The 21,912-nt window shown below is 36.1% G+C and carries 20 protein-coding genes; 18 read left to right on the forward strand and 2 right to left on the reverse strand.

Annotated features, from left to right (window positions below; translation table 11 throughout):
- Positions 1-39: 39 nt before the first annotated feature.
- The gene (locus TY11_RS19885) at positions 40-1,083 is read left to right on the forward strand and encodes a C39 family peptidase (RefSeq protein WP_052345832.1); all 1,044 of its coding nucleotides are present in this window, start codon (positions 40-42) and stop codon (positions 1,081-1,083) included.
- Positions 1,084-1,237: 154 nt separating this feature from the next.
- Here the strand turns inward: TY11_RS19885 and TY11_RS13180 are convergent, their stop codons facing one another.
- Positions 1,238-1,552, reverse strand: a complete 315-nt coding sequence (locus TY11_RS13180) for a hypothetical protein (RefSeq protein ID WP_042146885.1) — start codon at positions 1,550-1,552, stop codon at positions 1,238-1,240.
- 225 nt (positions 1,553-1,777) lie between these two features.
- Between TY11_RS13180 and TY11_RS13185 the strand changes: the two genes are divergently transcribed.
- From TY11_RS13185 to TY11_RS13195, 3 genes are all read left to right on the forward strand, one after another.
- Positions 1,778-2,275 (forward strand): hypothetical protein, encoded by a 498-nt coding sequence (locus TY11_RS13185; RefSeq protein WP_042146886.1) that lies wholly within the window; start codon positions 1,778-1,780, stop codon positions 2,273-2,275.
- Between the two features lie 91 nt (positions 2,276-2,366).
- Entirely contained in the window at positions 2,367-3,236 is an 870-nt protein-coding gene (locus TY11_RS13190) for a hypothetical protein (RefSeq protein WP_042146888.1), read from the forward strand.
- A gap of 290 nt (positions 3,237-3,526) precedes the next feature.
- On the forward strand, positions 3,527-4,867 hold the full coding sequence (locus tag TY11_RS13195; RefSeq protein WP_042146890.1) for an FAD-binding oxidoreductase: 1,341 nt from the start codon (positions 3,527-3,529) through the stop codon (positions 4,865-4,867).
- A 19-nt stretch (positions 4,868-4,886) separates the two neighbouring features.
- Here TY11_RS13195 and TY11_RS13200 read toward each other — a convergent pair whose 3' ends face one another.
- The gene (locus tag TY11_RS13200; protein WP_042146892.1) at positions 4,887-6,899 is read right to left on the reverse strand and encodes a LuxR family transcriptional regulator; all 2,013 of its coding nucleotides are present in this window, start codon (positions 6,897-6,899) and stop codon (positions 4,887-4,889) included.
- A 269-nt stretch (positions 6,900-7,168) separates the two neighbouring features.
- Here TY11_RS13200 and TY11_RS13205 point away from each other — a divergent pair, with 269 nt between their 5' ends.
- The 14 genes from TY11_RS13205 to glpK all read left to right on the forward strand — a co-directional run bounded on the left by TY11_RS13205 (position 7,169) and on the right by glpK (position 21,860).
- Positions 7,169-7,372, forward strand: coding sequence for an alpha/beta-type small acid-soluble spore protein (locus TY11_RS13205; protein WP_081755920.1), 204 nt, complete (start codon positions 7,169-7,171; stop codon positions 7,370-7,372).
- A 177-nt stretch (positions 7,373-7,549) separates the two neighbouring features.
- Positions 7,550-9,133, forward strand: coding sequence for an ATP-binding protein (locus TY11_RS13210; protein WP_369797413.1), 1,584 nt, complete (start codon positions 7,550-7,552; stop codon positions 9,131-9,133).
- A 10-nt stretch (positions 9,134-9,143) separates the two neighbouring features.
- Complete coding sequence (locus tag TY11_RS13215) at positions 9,144-9,818, forward strand: response regulator (RefSeq protein ID WP_042146894.1); 675 nt, start codon at positions 9,144-9,146, stop codon at positions 9,816-9,818.
- 171 nt (positions 9,819-9,989) lie between these two features.
- Positions 9,990-10,994, forward strand: coding sequence for a tripartite tricarboxylate transporter substrate binding protein (locus tag TY11_RS13220; protein WP_042146896.1), 1,005 nt, complete (start codon positions 9,990-9,992; stop codon positions 10,992-10,994).
- An 86-nt stretch (positions 10,995-11,080) separates the two neighbouring features.
- A complete protein-coding gene (locus TY11_RS13225; RefSeq protein WP_042146898.1) occupies positions 11,081-11,539 on the forward strand; it encodes a tripartite tricarboxylate transporter TctB family protein in 459 nt (152 codons plus the stop codon).
- A 12-nt stretch (positions 11,540-11,551) separates the two neighbouring features.
- A complete protein-coding gene (locus TY11_RS13230; protein WP_042146899.1) occupies positions 11,552-13,048 on the forward strand; it encodes a tripartite tricarboxylate transporter permease in 1,497 nt (498 codons plus the stop codon).
- Complete coding sequence (locus TY11_RS13235; protein WP_052345833.1) at positions 13,048-14,463, forward strand: SLC13 family permease; 1,416 nt, start codon at positions 13,048-13,050, stop codon at positions 14,461-14,463. Before TY11_RS13230 ends, TY11_RS13235 begins: the two co-directional genes overlap by 1 nt.
- Before the next feature lie 73 nt (positions 14,464-14,536).
- Positions 14,537-15,253, forward strand: coding sequence for a gamma-glutamyl-gamma-aminobutyrate hydrolase family protein (locus TY11_RS13240; RefSeq protein ID WP_042146901.1), 717 nt, complete (start codon positions 14,537-14,539; stop codon positions 15,251-15,253).
- Between the two features lie 58 nt (positions 15,254-15,311).
- Entirely contained in the window at positions 15,312-16,259 is a 948-nt protein-coding gene (locus TY11_RS13245) for a dipeptidase (RefSeq protein WP_042146903.1), read from the forward strand.
- 64 nt (positions 16,260-16,323) lie between these two features.
- Complete coding sequence (locus TY11_RS13250; RefSeq protein ID WP_042146905.1) at positions 16,324-17,034, forward strand: class I SAM-dependent methyltransferase; 711 nt, start codon at positions 16,324-16,326, stop codon at positions 17,032-17,034.
- A gap of 143 nt (positions 17,035-17,177) precedes the next feature.
- Complete coding sequence (locus TY11_RS13255; RefSeq protein ID WP_042146906.1) at positions 17,178-17,756, forward strand: asparagine synthetase B family protein; 579 nt, start codon at positions 17,178-17,180, stop codon at positions 17,754-17,756.
- Positions 17,757-18,046: 290 nt separating this feature from the next.
- Entirely contained in the window at positions 18,047-19,297 is a 1,251-nt protein-coding gene (gene fdhA, locus TY11_RS13260; RefSeq protein ID WP_042147132.1) for a formaldehyde dehydrogenase, glutathione-independent, read from the forward strand.
- Positions 19,298-19,502: 205 nt separating this feature from the next.
- Positions 19,503-20,333 carry an MIP/aquaporin family protein gene (locus TY11_RS13265; RefSeq protein ID WP_042146909.1) on the forward strand — a complete coding sequence of 277 codons (831 nt, stop codon included), beginning with the start codon at positions 19,503-19,505 and terminating at the stop codon, positions 20,331-20,333.
- A gap of 30 nt (positions 20,334-20,363) precedes the next feature.
- Entirely contained in the window at positions 20,364-21,860 is a 1,497-nt protein-coding gene (glpK, locus tag TY11_RS13270; protein WP_042146911.1) for a glycerol kinase GlpK, read from the forward strand.
- Positions 21,861-21,912: the final 52 nt, after the last annotated feature.

The raw sequence follows: 21,912 nt of genomic DNA on the forward strand, positions 1-21,912 counted from the left end.
TAGGAGCTTAAGTGAATCATGATAGGGAGTAGCTAACAGGTGAAATTAATTATAAGAAACTCATTACTTTTTTTCTTAATACTCGTCAGCACCATTCTTATTACCACAAATCATGATCGAATTTATGCGTTCGTTTATGAGGTGTTTGATAAGAATAAAGGGGTATTATCTATTGTTAGCGTAGATGCTAAAGCTGGTTATCCAATTAGTGAGGCAACGTTTCAGCTAATTGATTTGGAAACAAATAAGGTAGTTCATAAGGACCTTGTTACGAATCTTGATGGGATAGTTCGAGTTGAGAACATCCCGCTAAGTAAATCCTACCAGATAGTCCAAACTGAAGTAAAAGCTCCATATCAAGTAATAACGGAGCCTAAAACAATTGAGTTACTTTCAGAACGAGATCAAGTTACCTTTGAGAATAGTGTTTTTCCATCGGTTAATACCTATAAAAGAACGGATAAAGATGAAATAGTTGTTACGGAAATGAATCTTCCGGTAGAAACTATTATGCAGAAGCCAGAGCTTCCAAACGGATGTGAGGTAACGACACTTGCTTCTGTTTTGCACTATTATGGCTATGAGGTTGAGAAAACTGTGCTTGCTGATGATTACCTTCCAAAAGTACCATTTGAGGTTAATGACGGGAAATTATACGGAGCCAATCCCAATAAAGCATATGCAGGGGACCCAAGAAGTAAAAATCAAGGATTTTATAGTTATGTTCCACCAATAATGGAGACTGCTAACAAGTATTTTGGTGATGTAAATGGTATACACAAGCCACATGATTTAACAGGGACTACACCGGAGAAATTGTTAGAATACATCCGTGAAGGAATTCCGGTAATCGTTTGGACAACCATTAATCAAAAGGATCCCCTGTTTGATTATTCTTGGATTATCAGGGGAACAAAAGACTCAATTAATGTGATTCGAAATTCACACACAGTCGTTTTAACTGGGTACAGTGAAACTGAAGTTTATGTAATGGATCCGTTAAAAGGGAATATTGCATACCCAAAGGAAAGATTTTTTGAGATATATGAGAAGGCCGGTAGTCATGCGATGGTCATTCGGTAATAGTGAAACCACAATCAGGATAGAAATCTTGATTGTGGTTTTTTGTTTAATTATTTAGCTTCCCTTCATTCACTAGTAGAAGAAAATAGGGAAAACCCATCTACAGGAATTATACAAAGAAAAAAGACTCTTGTCAGAGTCTTTTTCATCTTCATTATCCGGATATTACTCCGTTTGAAGCGTTGTCTTCTTTGGCTGCGTTTACCATTAGGAAGACTGCAGAAAGAATATGCATAATCATACCTACAACTGGAATCCAACCGATACATGAAGTAACGATACCTAGAATGCTTCCTGTAGATGCACCACCGTCTTTTTTAGTTAGGACTAGTGTAATGATATGAAGGATTAGCATAATAAGTAGTGGAGTCCAAAGTAAACTCACGATAATTGCTCCACCTAGTACAGGAATACCTAGTAAAGCTTCTAAAGCACCAGTTACCCATTTCAGAATTCTTGAAGTTGACATTTATTTCACCCCCGGCACTACATATATGTATGTTGTAAAAAAAAAATTATTGCATTAAAATAATAGCACAACTTTTTACCTATGTCGACAAAATTTTGTAAAATTTTCAAGGGAAAATGTCCTAGTTTGCTAGTTTAAATTTGACAGATTTAATGAACTAATTATATTTATAAGATTTATGAATATTTATATAGTAGTCCAACTTTTCAGGAGGAGGGTTACAGGATGAAACGAAAAAATCATAGACCATTGTTTGCTGTACTTCTTCTACTAGTTGTCCTATTAGTGTGCTGTTATTTTATTTATACTTTCTTTCTTAATACCCCTTCCAATCAAGCTGAAGATGCGGTAGAGGAATTTTATACATACGAACAAGAAGGTGCTTTTTCCAACTCATGGGAAATGTTTCACCCGTACATGAAGGAACGATTTGAAAAAGGATATTATTTACAAGACCGTGCCCATGTGTTTTTAAATCATTTCGGTGTAAATACTTTTACATTTTCCATAGAGCATGCGGAAGTAATACATGATTGGCAAATAGAAGAGGATGCTGAAACAATCGATGAAGTTTATCATATTCCCGTTACACAGTATTATCAAGGAAAGTATGGGAATTTTTCTATTGTACAAGATGTGTTTGTAACCAACCTAGATGGGGAATGGACCATACTTTGGGATTACAAAAAATCAGAAACTTCAATAGAACCAGATGAAAATTAGGTAATCTTCACCTTATAATCTTTTTACCTTTCCCGTATGATAATGACAACACTTGTCCATAAGGTCATTTAATAGTGAAGGGGGAAGAGTGATGAGTCAAAAAATCGCGGTTTTGATTCTTCATGGTGCAGGCACTCCTAAGGAAGATTTTGCAGATAAGTTGATCGATAGGGTTAAAGTGGGTTTTGATAAAAAACTATCAAAGAAAAGAACAGCAACAGAATTAGTTTTTGAGACGGTATTTTGGTCTAATATTTTTGCGCCCGAACAAGTTAAATTATGGAATCAACTTCGGGAATATCGGGATTTGGATTTTGATAGGTTAAGACGTTTTGTACTAGAATTTCTGGCAGATGCTGTTGCATATCAACCTACTAGACTAGGTAATCAAAATTATGATAAAGTACATTCTCTTGTGGCAAAATCGATTCAGCGATTACGTGAAAAGGCAGGGGAAGAAGCACCATTATGTGTGATTAGCCATAGTCTTGGCACCATCATCGCAAGTAATTACTTTTACGATCTACAATATAAGCAAGAGAATATTGGAACAGAAACACAATCCTGTACTAGTAATATTCCAATCGAGCAAGGTCATACACTCACACTGTTCTATACGTTGGGAAGTCCAATGGCGATGTGGTCTCTTCGCTATATTGATTTTGGATCTCCAATAGATGTTCCATCCCCACTTTTACAAACATTTTATCCTGAACTAGAGGGCGAATGGTTAAACTTTTATGATAAGGATGATGTGATAGCATTTCCAATAAAGGGTATAAATGAAGCATATAAACAAGCGGTTACCGAAGATATTGAAGTAAATGCAGGTGGTATGTTTACAAACTGGAACCCACTTTCCCATCTAAAGTATGATACGGATAAGGAAGTCATTCAATTGATAGTCAACGGGCTTGCACGAACGTGGAAAACTATTAATTCAGATGGTCTTAAAAAATAGTTTCCCTAATACTAGCGTAAAAAGACCATGAGAGATTATGGTCTTTTTAAACTTGTAGAAAGTCCAAATAACTCCTTGAAATATTTTGGGGCACATTCCTTAAGTTAATCAATAAAAGTAAAAAATACTCCATATTAGTAGAATTATTGATAGATGTATACCTACGTATACATTACAAAATGCCTAGTCTATGATAAGCTTACTATAATTTTTAAAAGATAAATTGAATAGTAGGATAATTAGTAAGGTAAAGAGTTCCCCACCAATTTATTAATAATGGAGGAATTTTCATGGGTCATGAAGTGAAAAATCAGATGTATGGCCAGAAAATTGAGTGTAATCATCCGTTGTATCATTTTAAAAGGCAGGTTTGGAACTCAAAGGTTGACAGGTATCCAGCTGTAATTTTTGAGTGTAAGAGTAACGAAGATGTCATAAGAGCAGTTCATTATGCAAATGAGAATGGATTAAAGATTACCGTTCGTGGTGGTGGATTTCATCCTGCAGGGAAGTCAGTTAAAGATAAAGCAGTTCTTGTTGACTTATCACATATGAATGAAGTTCATATTGATGAGATTAGTAAGGTTGCAACAGTGGGAGCAGGGGCAAAAACGTATGAAGTAGATGAAATTACTCAGGATTATGGATTAGCTATTCCTTTAGGGATGGTTTCTAATATTGGTGTTTCAGGATTAGCATTGGGTGGTGGATTAGGTTATTTGCGGGGTAAATACGGCTTAACTTGTGATAATGTTGTCGGAGTTTACCTAGTAACAGGAGAAGGAAAGTTGCTATATGTTAATCGACTGAACCACTCTGAATTATTCTGGGCAATACGTGGTGCGGGTGAAAATTTTGGTATCGTAACGAAATTTGAGTTGAAGCTTCATTCTGTTGATCGACATATATTAGGAATTGATGTCATATATGATTTCAAAGATTTACAACAAATATTAATAAAGGTAGAAAAGTACCGGCAAACAGCTATTGATGAAATATCCTTTAACTTTGCCATTTCGAAAGGGAATAACGGACAGGCACAGTTACGATTAATCGGTATGTATATTGGGGAATTGAATTTGTGGGTGGAAAGGGAAGTTATTCAACCACTGCTGGATTTTGCTACACCAATTGTTGATAATACAGAGATTGTACCTTATATCGATATGCAGAGAAAATTTGATTCTTTGGTTGGTAATAGTTTTGCAATTGAAGGAATCTCACTTTTCTTTCAAGAGTTAAATAATGAAGCTGTACAAATTTTAATCGAGGGCTTGAAGAAAGCAGATTTTCTAGTCAACGTTCATTTACTAGAATTACATGGTAAAGTAAATCGCATTTCTAAATACGATACAGCTTTTGCGATTCGAGACGCTAGCTATCTGCTAGTCATTGATGCTGATTTAGGTGATAATCCTATTGATACTAAATTGTGGGTACACGATATGTATGAAAAACTTCTACCTTATTCGTATAAACAAGTTTCCTATTTGAGTAGTTCAAAGGTCAGTGAGGCAGTTATTCAAAATTCATACAAGTGTATCAAAGATCAATTAGTTAAACTGAAGGAAGAATATGACCCAGGTAATCTGTTCTGCTCTGAACATAGATTACTAGATAGGAAAAGGTAAGCTCACCCGCTTACCTTTTTCATGTAATCTCCATTATTCGCTTCATAAACTGCATTCGGTTTTTAACATTTGCCTTTTGATAAATACGACTTAATGCTTTTTTTACCGTAATCTCAGCAATGTATAATTCTTTTGCAATTTCAAGGATTGGCTTATCTTCTATTAACAAGATTATGATGTCTTGCTCCCTAGGCGTTAAAGAAAATTCTTGGGTTAGTATATCCATCTTATCTGTGTTTAGTCCAGCTATAAATTGTTTCAAATAAGGTATTAGTTTGGGACCGCTTAAGTCTAATAGGAATGTTGGTGTTGGTACTTTCTCTCGGTAATCAAGATGAGATGCCCCGTCTACTGTTTGGAATCCAAATTTATATAATAATTCTTGAAAAAGCTTTAAAGGTGTTGATGCAACTAGCTTACCACCAGAAAATATTAAAGGAAATAGACTATACAATAAAAATGCACGGGCAGCGTTGTCAGTTGGGTCTTTATACTCTTGGTAGCGTATAAAATAACCTGCTGTTTTCTCAACAGGGACATGATAGTATTGTTTTTCTTCTTTCGATAAATTTGAAAAATATGCTCTAGATACAGGTTCACTTGCCAGAAATGGTAATGTCTGTTCATTGATTGGAACATTAATAGATATCCCAATAACTTCACCATCTCTTTTTAGTAAGCTTGAACCATTATAGCCCATTTTTTTTATGTACTTTGGCCCTATGAATTCATACTCTAGTTGATTATGTTCTAATGATGCATCAAATTGGAAGGTAGTATCGGTAGTACGGTTATAAAAATTCGTTCTGCTAACGGTCAGATTATTATTTAAATATATGAAAAAATCTTCTACTTCATGAAAATTATATTCTTCAATCGGTTCTAGATACATAGAATGATCGATTAAGGTATCTTGAAAGAATACAGACTGAATAACATCGTCACCAAGATGATAAAAGAAAGAGGCAATATCATCTGTACTGGGTTGTGTAATAATTCGAGTATAATAGTAGTAAATTATTTGTTTGGTTAATTGTTTATATCGTTCATGGTTTCTGTGCTTTAACTCGATTCGAATTGCATCACGAATTAACTCATGTATACTCCATCCTTCCTGTGATTTTCGAATGAAGGAGAAGGAAGTTAGTTCATGGAACGTATTAGTTAAGATTTCTTGTTTTAGTATTTGTGATAACGTACTTTGATTAAAATGGTTTAACAAAGCAGCAACCTCAATTAAATTAATTAAGCTCTCATCCTTTACTTCATTTAACCACCTATTTGTTAACGTACTTAATACTTCAGTTTTATTTTTGAAGATATTACTATTTTCTGCACCCACAACATCACTTATAGTTGCTAATGATAATAACAATGGATTTCCATTTGTGAATTGCCATATTTTTTTTATAGAGGCTTCACAAGTTATCCCGTTTTTTTGTAAAAAATCATATGTATCATCAAAGTTAAAGGAAGTAATCTTTATTTGCTTTGTAATTCGTCTCCAAGCCGGTGATTCTTGCCATTCCCCAGTTAATCCCCTTCTTCCAGCGAGTATTACGGAAACACTAGGGTGGAGCTTGCGAATAAATACATTTCGAAACCATCTATTAAGATTATCTATTTGTTCATAGGTATCAACGGCGATAATAATTTTTTTTTTCTGTCCAAAATTATTAATTAGTTGAATACAAGCTTGTAAAGTTTTTGGAATAGTTTCACCAACATCTAGATGAGTAGATAGCATGGAATGTAAGTAGTCTGTAAACCCTTCAATGGTTTGGTTAAAATCCTGGGTATCTAAATGGATAAAAGGGATGTTTTTCTTTTCGGCAATAATGGCAAATTCATAAAGTAAATAGGTTTTTCCAATACCACCTTCCCCATGCAAGTGAACAACTTTGTACTCTGGATTTTCATGTTGAATTAGTTCATGAAAAAAATTTACCTCGTACTTTCTACCAAAAAAGGAGGATTCTTCTACTGCTTGTATAACCTGATTAATACGTTTGTCATGTTTTAACGTTTTCAACTACTTACCCCCTAACATTACAAAATTCTGAAAAGTCCTATCATTTAAAATATAGATTAGTGCTAAAGCCCTGTCAAGTCAAATATAGGTATACCGTTGAAAATACGCCATCCATTATATGGTAATATAGTTTTATTCCCCTTGTGTCCTTGAATTTAGAAGATTCTAGGGATTCAGTTTTTGTTGTTGAATTGCATAGAAAACGCTTGAAGTTCGTAACCTAGGAAAGAACAGACACATCTGTTCAATACCCACAAGGAGTGATCAGTTTGGCCAATGACAATAATAGGAATAAGTTGTTAGTGCCAGGTGCAAAAAATGCAATGGAACAAATGAAAGAGGAAATTGCAAATGAGTTTGGTGTTCAGCCTGGAGCTGACACAACTGCACGTGAAAACGGATCTGTGGGTGGCGAGATGGTCAAGCGAATGATTCAAATCGCCGAACAGAGTATGCAAAATGGTCATAAATAGCATGCCCTGGGAAGGGGCTCCTTATTGGAGCCCCTTTTCCTATAGTTGACTAATCTTTGATTGGGATTGGATAAACTTTTGGATAAACTTGAATTAATTTAATCAATAAGTACGATATTTCCATATAGTCCCTAAATATGCTAAATTTAGACTAATGAAAATATAGGGGGACCATCATTGCAGAGAATCTCATTAATGACAAAAATTATTGTGTTAATTGTTGGATTAATTATATTGATAACGGTTTCGCTTACGGGAATTTTTGCTTATTATGAATCAAAGGATATTGAAAAACATATTGGAGAACGTGCACTAAATTCTGCTATAACCGTATCTGTCATGCCAACCGTTATTAATGCATTCGAACTTGAAAATCCTTCTGAGGTGCTGCAACCTATTGCTGAGGAAATAAGAGAATTTATTGGGGCAGAATTTATTGTAATTGGGAATGTGGATAGTATTCGTTATGCACATCCAGACGTTGATAAAATAGGAAAGAAAATGGTTGGTGGTGACAATGATAAAGCCTTAGTTCATGGGGAATTTTACACTTCGAAAGCAGTTGGTAGTCTTGGACCATCTTTACGAGGCAAAGCTCCAGTTTTTAATAATAACGGTGACATTGTTGGAATCATATCTGTAGGTTTTATGTTGGAAGATATTAAATCTATTATTTATAAAAATCTATTGAAAATTAGTGGTTCAGCAATTGTTGTCATTGCACTTGGTTTTTTTGGTGGCGTCATGTTAGCCCGAAATATTCGAAATGACATGCTAGGGCTTGAACCATATCAAATTGCATCTCTATTTCAGGATAGAAGTGCAATTCTTTCCTCTATTAAAGAAGGCATTATTGCGATGGATCCGCAGGGGAGAATCTCGATGATGAATGAGTCTGCTCAAAAAATTCTAGGTTTCCATGATAGTCATACTAATAAAAGGATAGAAGAAGTGTTTCCTAATACGAAAATGTACGAAGTTTTACAGTCTGGAGAACCAATGAAAGACGATGAAATGATATTAAATAATCGTATTGTAATTGTCAACCGAACGCCAATTCTTGATGAAAAGCATCATGTTGTTGGTGTTGTGGCAAGTTTCCGGGACAAAACAGATATAAATGAAATGCTTAATACCTTATCTGAAGTACGAAAATACTCGGAGGATTTGCGAGCGCAAACCCACGAATACACCAATAAACTTTATGTGTTATCAGGACTACTACAACTCGGACATTATAAGGAAGCGATTGAATTAATCCAAATTGAGTCAAAGGCAACCGTTAACCAGAATAAAATATTGCTAGAACAAATAAAGGATAGAACGATTCAAGCAATCCTGTTAGGAAAGATGGGAAAGGCTTCTGAGAAGAAAGTGGAGTTTAAGATAGAAAGTAATAGTTATTTGGAACAGTTACCAAAGCATATTGATATAGCAAAAATGATTACAATTCTAGGTAATCTGCTGGATAACGCCATGGAGGCAGTAGAAAAGAAAGATAAGAAAGAAATTATATTTTTTGGAACTGATCTAGGAGATGATATCGTTTTTGAAATCGCCGATTCTGGTAATGGAATAACTGATCAGAATGTACAGAAGATTTTTGAACTCGGCTTCTCTACCAAAAATGATTCCAGGCGGGGATTTGGACTTGCCATTGTTAAAGAAACGGTTGAGGACCTTGGAGGACAAATGGAGGTACATAATCAGCCAACTGGAGGAGCAGTTTTTTCTGTATTTATTCCAAAACAGGTAGATTAGGAGGAAAAAGATGATTCATGTAATAATTGTGGAGGATGATTTTCGGATAGCAACGATTCATGAAGAATTTATTGGAATGATTAAGGGGTTTAAAGTGGTAGGAAAGGCTTTAAATGGACAAGAGGCTATTAAACTTGTTAATAATAATAATATAGATTTAGTCATTTTAGATGTATACCTACCAGATATGTTAGGAACGGATATTATCGAATCCATCCGTTATCAGAATTCAAGCATTGATTTTATTATGGTTTCTGCGGCTACGGAAACAGAGTTAGTTGGGGATATTATACGCAATGGTGTATTCGACTACATTATAAAGCCGGTGAAAATGGAACGATTTATTGAAACACTGGAACGATACCATGAAATGAAGCAAAAATTAGAGAAACAAGAGGAAATTGATCAATCATTTTTAGATGAGTATTTTGGGTACACTTCTGAAAATCGGGAACAGAAAGATACACCAAAGGGGATTGATCCATTAACCCTTGAGAAAGTTTCAGAAATTATCAATACTATTAAAATAGGGATTACTGCAGAAGAAATGGGCATGCAGATTGGGGTATCACGAACAACTGCAAGAAGATACTTGGAATACTTGATATCTACTGGAGAGGTCGGAGCGGAATTAGAGTATGGAATTGTCGGACGGCCAGAAAGAAAATATCATCTAGTGAAGTAGAGGGACTGATCACAAAAGGGGTCGGTCCCTTTTTATTAGGCTGTGAACAAAATGAACAAAAAGAATTTATTATTCTTTTTAATCATTATTTTGAAAACGGTTACATTTAGAGAGTAGTGAATTATATTGGAATACATGTAATAGTTAATTTTAAATAAGGGGGATTTTAACATGAAGAAGTGTTTGGCAATTATATCAGTTGCTATGTTAATAGTTATTCTTACAGCTTGTTCATCAGATGATGCACCTAGTAACAATGCATCTGGTGATTGGGAGCCAGAAAAAGCAATTGAAATGGTAGCACCGGCTGGAGCTGGTGGCGGTTGGGATACCACAGCTCGAATGGCTACAAAGGTATTTAATGAAGCTGGAATCATTGAAGAGGATATTGGTGTTGTAAACAAGCCTGGTGGTGGCGGTGCTGTAGGTTGGGCATACGTTGCTGGATTTGACGGAAGTAACCATAACCTATTTGTTGCTTCACCACCAATTATCTTAGTCCCATTAAACGGACAGTCTGAATATGGTTATGATGACTTTACTCCACTTGCAAACGTAATCGCTGATTATGGCGCTTTCGCAGTCCGTGCAGATGCACCTTGGGATAGCTTAAACGATTTATTTGAGGATATGAAAGAAGATCCCGAAAGCATTGCTGTAGTAGGAACATCTTCTCCTGGAAGTATGGACCATATCCAATTTGTTCAAATTGCAAAAGCTGCAGGTGTTGATGTAACAAAAATTAAATATGTAACGGATCCAGACGGTGTTGGTTTGACTCAATTACTGAATGGTAGTGTTGAAGTTTTTTCAACAGGTGTGGCAGAAACAGTTGAACAAGTAAAAGCCGGTACTATCAAAGTTCTTGGTATTACGGCAGAGGAAAGACTAACTGGTGAAACACTTAAGGACTTCCCGACGGCAATAGAACAAGGAATCGATGCATCATTTGTTAACTGGCGTGGGTTCTTTGGCCCTCCAAACATGGATGAGGCAGCAATTGCTTATTATGAAAAGAAATTTAAAGAATTAAGTGATTCCGAGGAATTTGGAGCTATTCGTGACCAATATGGTTGGGATGAAATGTACATGGATAGTGCAGAATATAAGGCATTCTTAGATGAGCAATACGAAACCATAGGGGCACTACTTGATGAGTTAGGATTAGGTCAATAAGTGATCACATTTGAGAAGTCAATGATATTAGGTCATTGACTTCCATTTGTTTAAGGAAACAATCGATTTTTATAGGTGGTGAATATATGTTTAAAACATTAAATCAACGAATAAGTCTTGTTTTACTTGTATTAGCAATTGTATATCTTGTACTTGCCTATCAGTTACCTTCGTTTGCTTATACGGTAATTGATGCAGACGTTGTCCCTAAAGGCCTTGGATTTATTCTAATTTCTCTATCAATTGGGTTGTTTTTTGCCAAGGATTCGGATACAGAGGAACAGAAAGCTCGAAGGAAAATTCCGAAGAAAGATATTGGTACACTTTTAGCAGTTTTTGGCTTTGTGTTTCTATTTATCTTCTTTTTAGAAATATTAGGTTTTATTGTAACAACTGCTATTTTTATCTTTGGTTGTTCTTGGTTTTTAGGGTATAAAAAGCCTGTCACCAATGCGTTAGTATCCATTTTATTTCCACTATTTATGTATATTATGTTTACTAAGTTTTTACAAATAAATCTACCACAAGGAATTTTGCCGTTTTAAAGGAGTGAGAATATGGGATCAATAGAAGGTATTTTATCTGGTTTTCAAGTAGCCTTAAGTCTTGAAGGAATCTTATTTGTATTGATTGGGGTTCTTGTTGGTACATTTATTGGAATGTTACCTGGTCTTGGTCCAATTAGTGCAATCGCTGTTATGATTCCAATTACGTTTGGGATGGATCCAGCTCCTGCGCTTGTAATGATGGCGGGCGTTTATTACGGTGCTATATTCGGTGGATCAACATCCTCTATTCTATTAAATGCACCAGGAGTGTCTGGAACTGTTGCAACCGCATTTGATGGCTATCCAATGGCACAGCAGGGGAAAGCTGGGAAGGCACTAGCAATAGCAGCAATTTCTTCATTTGTTGGTGGAACAGTCAGTGTAATATTATTAATGTTGTTTGCACCGATGCTATCAAGCGTAGCAATTTCATTTGACCCACCGGCATATTTTGCATTAATGTTTTTAGGTCTTACTGCTATTACAAGTCTATCAGAAGGATCAACTATTAAAGCATTAATTTCGGCAGTAATAGGGTTTATGGTCGTAACAATAGGAATTGATCCACAAACAGGTACACAGAGATTTACATTTGGAAATGTAAATCTACTAGAAGGTTTGGATTTCTTAGTAATCGCTTTAGGGTTATTTGCCCTTGCAGAGGTCTGTACATTAATTATTAATCGAAAGGATTTATACTTTGAAAATAAGCGTAAAATAGGAAGTTTAAAAATAACGAAAGATGAATTTAAGGAAATGAGAGGTCCAATGACTAGACAGTCTTTCCTTGGGTTTTTATTAGGTGTGTTACCGGGGGCAGGAGCAACCATTGCTTCTTTTATAGGATATATAACGGAAAAGCGAATTTCCAAGAATCCTGAAGAATTTGGGAGGGGTTCAATAAAAGGTCTTGCAGCACCGGAAACAGCCAATAATGCAGCAACAAGTGGTGCGTTTGTTCCTCTATTAAGTTTAGGTATCCCTGGTTCAGGAACAACCGCGGTCATGTTAGGTGCATTTTTAGTACTCAACGTACAACCTGGACCATTATTAATGACCGATCGTCCGGAAATCTTCTGGGGAATTATTGCAAGTATGTATATCGGGAATGTTTTTCTACTAATCTTAAATCTACCATTAATTCCTTATATCTCAAAAATACTAAAGATACCACGTCCTTTATTAATATCGTTGGTAATCATGTTTAGTATTATAGGGGTATATGCAATTAGCTTTAATACATTTGATTTGTATATGCTACTGTTATTTGGGGTAGTTGGATTCTTGATGCGTCTATTTTCTTTCCCTGCACCTCCATTTATTCTAGCTTTCATTTTGGGTGGTATGATGGAGCAAGCGTTCAGACAATCCTTAACGATTTCAAATGGAAACTACATGATTTTTGTGGAAAGTCCAATTGCTATAAGTCTATTGATTGTTGGCTTCTTATCATTTTTGTTCCCAATTGTAGGTCATTACCGTCGTAAACGAAAAGGAATACAATGATGAAACGGGTACTAAGAGAATTACACTTGAATAGAAAAACAATGCTATACCTACTATTAGGTATGGCTTGTTTTATGTTTTTAGGCTTTGAACAATCCAACCTCTTCCTTGAATTTTCAAGTGAACAGGAGTGGACATTAGTATTACTTTTTATTGCCATGTTCTTGTGGATTGTTAATCCAATTCCAAGTAGTGCAAGTAGCATATTAATTTTATCGTTAATGCTTGTATTTCATTTAGTAGATGATATCGAAAACGCACTTTCTGGATTTTCCACTTCTGCATTATACTTTGTGTTAATGCTTTCAATTATTAGTCAAGCTCTAGTTAAGGTAAGAATCGATCGTATTATTGCGCGATTTTTATTCAAGGTAAGCAAAGGTGGTCCAAAGGCTATTTTTATAGGACTACCGCTTTTTATGTTAGTTTCGCCGATTTTATTACCATCTGCAGTAGCAAGATTTAAGATATTATTGCCGCTGCTAAGACGTCTTAATTCTTTTTATGGATATTCGGATAAAAGTTTATTTATGAAGTTTTGTGTTTACATCATTGGGATGATGAATCAAAATGCTACAATGGTCATCTATACAGGTGGAGGATTTCCCATTCTTGCCTCGCAATTAATTCGGGATTTTGAAATAGGGAATTTTGGATGGATAGACTGGTTTTTAATCATTGCACCTCCTTTGTGGATCGGTTCTTTAATCTTTTTGTTATTTGTGTGGCAGTTTTTGAAATATACGACTCCAGATGAAGATAAATTTGTACGGAATGATACTTTAGGTGTACAAAATCAGGAATATGAAACGATTACGTCCAAAACTTGGGTTGTTGTCGTTGCATTTCTTTGTATGATTGTAACATGGATTGTAGTCGATCAAGATTTCCCTATTTTGCTTCCGCCAATGCTGCTTGTGGTTTTTTATGCTATTCCGAAGATGGGACTGGTGACAAATAAGGTAATTCGAGATTTTGATTGGGAAAATTTCTTAATGCTTGGTGCGTCTTTCTCATTGGGTATTCTAATTCAGGAAAATGGAACAGCATCGAAATTGGCTAAGTTATTAATCGGATTTGTTCCTGATAATATTGAATTACTAGGAATGTTGTTGATTATCGCAAGTATTGTTTTTATATTACGCTTCTTTTTTATCGTCCCGTCTTCGGCAATCATTGTTATTTTTCCAATTGTCATGTCATATGCTGATATATTAGGGATAGAACCTATGAAATTAGCATTTCTTACCGTGATGGTAACGGGGAGTGTTATGGTGCTACCAATTCATTCAACTGCGGTATATTATGGATTTCAGACAGGTGTTTTTACCAAAAAAGAGCATTATTTAATTGGTGTAGCAACTAGCTTATTTTTTATGGTTGTGTCTGTATTAACTGCGTTTTTATATTGGTAGAGATAATGAATTTAGCTTGTGCGTCATATGGTAGAATAGAAGATAAAGGATATTCCTAAGGAGGATGCCATAATTGAAGCCGTTAATTGGTGTTGTTACTTCTACAGATTTGGAACAGGATGTTTACTATACGTCTAAAGATAATGTGAATGCTATTAACAGGGCAGGTGGGGTTCCATTTTTGCTCTCATATTCTCAAAATAAAGATGATATTTTAGAGATTGCTAGAAAATTAGATGGATTATACGCAACCGGTGGATATGATATTGATCCAACAATATTTGGAGAGGAGCCACATCCAAAATTAGGGATCATTATTCCAGAACGGGATTTATTTGAAATAGAGCTGATGAAAAGAGTACTAGAATTAGATAAACCAATTATGGGTGTTTGTCGTGGAAGTCAGACATTAAATATTGCGCTTGGTGGCGATATGTATCAGGATATTTATGCACAAATACCCGGTGAACTCCTGCAGCACCAGCAAAAGGCACCAAAGATGCATGGGTCACATTATGTGGATGTTTTAGAAGGATCATTGTTGAAGGAATTGACTGGAAAAACTAGAATGAAAGTAAATAGTAGACATCATCAAGCTAATCGTAACGTGATTAATCCCCTTCAAGTAAGTGCGCTGGCTAGTGATGGGGTGATCGAAGCCATAGAAAGCACAAAACATCGATTTGTTTTGGCTGTTCAATGGCATCCGGAGAGCATGTTAGTTAGTGATGATGAAGCTTCGGAAGCTATTTTTAATGGGTTTATTGAGGCTTGTAAAGGTAATTCGTGAATGAAGAGCATAATCCCAAAAATAGAAACCACAACCCCAAATAGAAAGGAGCATCTATTTGAAAGTTATCGATACTCATTGTGATGCTTTATTAAAACTACAACAATTAAAACGAATACCATTTTCGAAAACACAACTCCAATTCAAAGATTCACAAGAGCTAAACACGAATCTTCAATATTTAAAAAAAGGAAAGATAAATGTACAGTTTTTTGCAATTTTTATGATGCCAGATGTCCCTACTAACGAAAAATGGCAACATGCCCTTGAGCAAATTGATATTTTTTATAATGAAATTCTAGGAAAAAACCCTGAAATGAAGCATATCAAAAAGTGGAAGGAAATAAGGGACTTAAGAGATGGAGAAATAGGTGCTGTTTTGACATTGGAAGGTGCAGATGCATTTGGGAATGACCTTGTAAAATTACGAATGCTATATCAACTTGGTGTACTTTCTATTGGATTAACTTGGAATAACGCAAATCTATGTGCAGATGGTGTGGAAGAACCGAGGGGTGCTGGTTTAACTTCTTTTGGTAGAGAAGTAGTCCAGTTAAACAATGAACATGGTGTTTTAACAGATGTTTCACACCTTTCTGTAAAAGCTTTTTGGGATGTGATGGAAACTGCAAAGTACCCAATTGCGAGCCATTCCAACGCTTTTGCTTTGTGTCAACATCCTCGTAATTTGAATGATGAACAAATAAAAGCAATGTTTGAACGAGATGCTATGATCCATGTTGTCTTCTGGCCACCTTTTATTAATCACGAGCGAAGAGACGCTACAATAGATGACTTGATTCGTCATATCGATTATTTATGTGAGCTTGGGGGAATTCAACATATTGGACTAGGATCTGATTTTGATGGGATTTCTTCTTTTGTTACGGATTTAGAGAATGCTTCTAAATATCAAAATCTCATTAATGAACTACTAAAACACTTTTCAGAAGAAGAAGTTAAGGGGTTCGCACATCAGAATTTTTTGAATCACTATTTAAATTAATGATTAACCGGTATAAGGTCCTAACCTTATACCTTATCCATCTTCAATTTTAAGAGGTGAGGAAATGAAAGGACATGTAACAGAAATATTTAATCAACTTTCGACTGTTTATGAAAAAACAGTTGATAAGGAAGGCTTGTATAATACAGAGTATGAAAGACCAGCCATGTTAAATGAGTTGCCAAAGGATCTTTCTAATAAAAAAATACTGGATGCAGGATGTGCTGCAGGGTGGTATACAGAGCAATTAATTCAAAGAGGGGCAACTGTTGTTGCTATTGATATTAGTCCCGAAATGGTCAATGCCACCAAAAGGCGAGTAGTTGGTAATGTCAACGTTATATGTATGGACCTGGAAGCACACATGCCTTTTACGGACAATACATTTGATTATATTATTAGTTCACTAACCCTGCATTATCTCAAGGATTGGAAACACACTTTTCAGGAAATTAAGCGTGTGCTTAAACCCAATGGTACATTACTATTTTCAGTCCATCACCCTTTTACAGATATAAGCTGGACTAAGGAAAAACAGTACTATTCTACGGAGCTAATTATCGATAACTGGAACAAGGATGGAAAAACATATGAAGTTCCTTTCTATCGAAGACCACTTCAATACATCATAAATACAACATCACGTTATTTTTTACTAGAAAAAATAATAGAACCACAACCAACCCAAACATTTAAAGAGTATGCACCTGAAAAATATGAAGTCTTATTAAAGAGACCACAGTTTTTGATTATCAAGTCCACTAATTCTGCATAGGAAAAGTTTCCAGTCATATACTGTTATGTTAATTGGTATGCCATTTCGCTTTGTTGCATATGATGAATAAAGCATTTTTTCCTTATTACAGGGGAATGCCGGTAAAGTCATTTCACAACTTGAGTGAGGAGGAACATGCAAGCATGTGTGGAATAACCGGTATTGTTGATTTAAGAAACTTCGTAAGAGAAAAGCGAGATATACTAGCGGATATAACTGATTCGTTAACAACGAGGGGTTCTGCAAATGTTTGGTTTAGCACCTTTGTTGGGTTCGGCTATAAAGGTGTGAAAGGTGATGGGTTAGTACAAAAGAAAGCAAATGGGAATATGTACGCTATTGCATTTAGTGGTAACTTAGATAATATCGAGGATGTAAGTAAGAAACTTTTGGAGAAAGGGCATACCTTTCAAAATTTTTCTGAAGCAGAGGTAGCATTAACTGCTTATATTGAATCAAAAGAAAATTGTTTGACTCATTTAGATGGTAATTTTATTTTTACTGTTTGGGATGATGTTAAGCAAGAGCTTTTTATGACATGTTTTCAATATGGACCATTGTATTATTTTCAACATCACAGTCTTCTCTTATTTGGCACCGATAAGAATGTATTAGAGAAATATCATACTGTAACTCCACAGAGTATTAGAGAATTGCGTGCAGGACATTCAATGATATTTTTCAATAAAATTATTACAGAATGGGATAATCTAGATAAGTAAAAAGGCACTGACAGCGATCACTGCCTTTTTTCTATTATAGAGGAACTTCTTATTATATTTGATCAATTTCTGTGGTTACATATTTTACCATTAAAGTGTCCAATTAATGATTTGAAGGTTGTCCCAGTTTCGATATCAATCTTATAAAAGTTGAAATTTTATGTCGGAGAAACAAGAATATTATAAAGATATTAAATAAATCAATTATTGAATTAATTAGTGTGTGATGTTATATTTGGGGTAGATTGTCAGCGCTTACAACGACATCCAATTTATTAAAAAGGAGTGGTATTGTGAGTAACAAGGCAGTAGTTTATAACAAACCAGGCGAGGTTGAAGTAAGGGATATTGGTTATCCAGATTTAGTCCTTCGTGACGGACCTGGGGTAAATCCACTGAATGTTGGGCGAAAATGTAACCATGGGGTCATTTTGAAGGTAATCACTACAAATATTTGTGGTAGCGACCAACATATGGTTCGTGGTCGTACAACAGCACCTAGTGGACTTGTATTAGGCCATGAGATTACTGGTGAAGTAATAGAGGTTGGAGGTGATGTGGAATTTATTAAGAAGGGCGATATTGTTTCTGTACCATTCAATATTGCCTGTGGTCGTTGTGTGAATTGTAGAAAACAAGATACGCATATATGTTTGAACGTTAATCCTGATCGTCCAGGTTCTGCTTATGGTTATGTAGACATGGGTGGATGGGTTGGAGGGCAATCAGAATATGTGATGGTACCATATGCTGATTTCCAACTATTAAAATTCCCTGATCGTGAACAAGCATTAGATAAAATATTGGATTTAACGATGTTATCTGATATTTTTCCAACTGGATATCATGGTGCCGTTAGTGCCGGAGTAAAGATGGGGTCAACTGTTTATGTTGCTGGTGCAGGTCCTGTTGGTTTAGCAGCAGCACATTCTGCTCAATTATTAGGTGCTTCGGTCGTTATTGTTGGTGATTTAATTGAAGAACGATTGGCTCAGGCAAGAAGCTTTGGTTGTGAAACGATTAACCTTAGAGAACATGATAATCTAGGAGAACAAATTACAGAAATCATAGGGGTTCCAGAGGTTGACTGTGCAATTGATGCAGTAGGTTTTGAAGCAAGTGGCCATGGAAGAGATGCCGGTGAAGCTCCGGCGACCGTACTTAACTCTATTATGGATGTAACTAAAGCTGGTGGTCGACTTGGTATTCCTGGTTTATATGTAACTGGAGATCCAGGCGCTAGCGATGATGATGCCAAAGAAGGAACGTTGAAAATTCGTTTTGGACTTGGTTTTGCAAAGGCGCATATCTTTGTTACTGGTCAAACTCCAGTAATGCGATATAACCGTGATTTGATGAGAGCGATACTTAGTGGAAGGGCGCAAATAGCTAAGGCAGTCAATGCAACACTAATTTCCATAGATGAAGCTCCAGATGGCTATAAGAAATTTGATGGTGGGATTTCTCGTAAGTTTGTTATTGACCCACATGGTATGGTTCGTGACCGAATGGCTGCATCAGCAAGTGCCCATGCTAAATAATAATTACAAGTAACAATAAAATAAAGTATGAAAGGTCTACACACTAGCTAGAGAATGCTATTTGAGTAGACCTTTTTACAATAATATGGAATGTATTTTTTCCACTTGGAATATAGTGTAATAGAGAAATTGGTACATGCTGTACTCGGACTTATAGACCAATTTTCCTAATAAAATTATTATTCTGAAAAGGGGTGTAGGTAAAATGTCAGAATTTATGGCGGAATTGATTGGGACGATGATTTTGATTATTCTCGGTGGTGGTGTAGTAGGTGGAGTAGTACTTAAAAACTCTAAGGCTGAGGGTTCTGGTTGGATTGTTATAACAGTTGGATGGGGCCTCGCTGTAGCTATGGCAGTTTATGCGGTGGGAAGTTTTTCTGGTGCACATATTAATCCAGCAGTTACACTTGGATTTGCAGCAGTTGGGGAATTCGAGTGGGCAAAGGTACCATTATATATTACTGCACAAATGCTAGGTGCTATAATTGGGGGAGCAGTAGTATACCTAACTTATTTGGCGCATTGGCGTAAAACCGATGACCCAGCTACAAAGCTTGCAGTGTTTTCTACAGCACCAGCAGAACGCAGTATGTTTGCTAACTTCTTGACAGAGACAATTGGTACGTTTGTGTTACTCCTCGGCTTAATGTTTATTGGGGCAAATGAATTTACAGAAGGGCTGAACCCATTAATTGTTGGCTTATTAATTGTAGCAATAGGTGTGTCCCTTGGTGGACCAACAGGATATGCTATTAACCCAGCTCGTGATTTAGGACCGAGAATTGCTCATGCTATCCTTCCAATTGCCGGTAAAGGGGATTCTGATTGGGGCTACTCATGGATTCCAGTATTAGGACCAATATTTGGAGGAATTTACGGGGCTGTTTTCTATCAAGCTTTCTTTGTAGGAAACTTTTCAGTGTTATTCTGGATTATGAGTATTTTGATGCTAGTGGCTATAGGTGGAGCAGTAAATGAGGACTTTAAAAAGCAAGGGGCTAGTATCGGAAAGGCAGACAAAGAAGCGGTATAGAGGATTATAAAAATTGAGAGGGGTGTCTTCATGGAAGAGAAATTTATTATGGCTTTAGACCAAGGGACAACAAGTTCTAGAGCAATATTATTTAACCACAAGGGACAAATCGTGGAAACAGCACAAAGAGAGTTTGAGCAATTTTTTCCAAAACCAGGTTGGGTAGAGCATGATGCTAATGAGATTTGGACTTCTGTTTTGGCCTGTATTGCGGAAGTGCTTAGGAAAGCGGATGTGGAGCCAAGTCAAGTTGCTGGTATCGGAATTACCAATCAGCGTGAAACCACTGTTGTTTGGGATAAAAATACTGGTAAACCAGTCTATAAAGCAATTGTGTGGCAGTCACGTCAAACTGCTGATATTTGTAAGGAATTGAATGAAAAGGGTTACAATGATCTGTTCCGTGATAAAACTGGTTTACTGATTGATGCGTATTTCTCAGGAACAAAAGTAAAGTGGATTCTGGATAATGTAGAAGGTACTCGTGAAAAAGCGGACAATGGCGATCTTCTTTTTGGAACAATTGATACGTGGTTAGTATATAAATTATCTGGTGGAAAAGCCCATGTTACGGATTATTCTAATGCTTCTCGTACGTTAATGTTCAATATCTATGAACTAGAATGGGATGATGAATTACTAGATATTTTAACTGTACCTAAGAGTATGCTTCCGGAGGTACGGCAATCATCTGAAGTGTATGCCAATACAGTGGATTACCATTTCTTTGGGCATGAAGTGCCAATAGCAGGGATTGCAGGTGACCAACAGGCGGCATTGTTCGGTCAGGCTTGTTTTGAAACAGGTATGGCGAAAAATACTTATGGAACTGGATGCTTTATGCTGATGAACACTGGAGATAAAGGTGTGAAATCAGAGCATGGTCTACTGACTACATTGGCATGGGGTGTCGATGGAAAGGTGGAATATGCACTTGAAGGTAGTATATTTGTTGCGGGATCTGCTATTCAATGGCTACGTGATGGTTTACGAATCATTAATAGTGCGCCAGAAAGTGAAGGCTTTGCTACAAAAGTAGAATCTACAGATGGCGTATACTTAGTACCAGCATTTGTTGGACTGGGAACTCCATACTGGGATAGTGATGCACGTGGAGCAGTGTTTGGTTTAACACGGGGTACCTCGAAAGAGCATTTTATTCGTGCAACACTTGAGTCTCTTGCCTATCAAACAAGAGATGTGTTAGATGCAATGATTGCCGATTCTGGAATTGACTTAAAAACATTGAGAGTGGATGGTGGAGCTGTAAAGAATGACTTCTTAATGCAGTTCCAAAGTGATATTCTGGGAGTTCCAGTTGACCGTCCTGTTGTTCAAGAAACAACCGCACTTGGTGCAGCATACTTAGCAGGTTTGGCTGTAGGATATTGGGAGAACAAAGAGGAAATTGCTATGCAATGGCAAAATGATAAAACATTTGAAAATACAATGGAAGCAAATGTTAAAGATACGTTATATGCTGGCTGGCAAAAGGCTGTTGAGGCAACAAGAACATTTAAACTGTAATTAAATAAAAGGTAAAGCATACGAAAGGACCCTAATGACATGATGAATGCTA

It is taken from the genome of Paucisalibacillus algeriensis, assembly GCF_000577245.1.
Taxonomy (GTDB): Bacteria; Bacillota; Bacilli; order Bacillales; family Amphibacillaceae; genus Ornithinibacillus.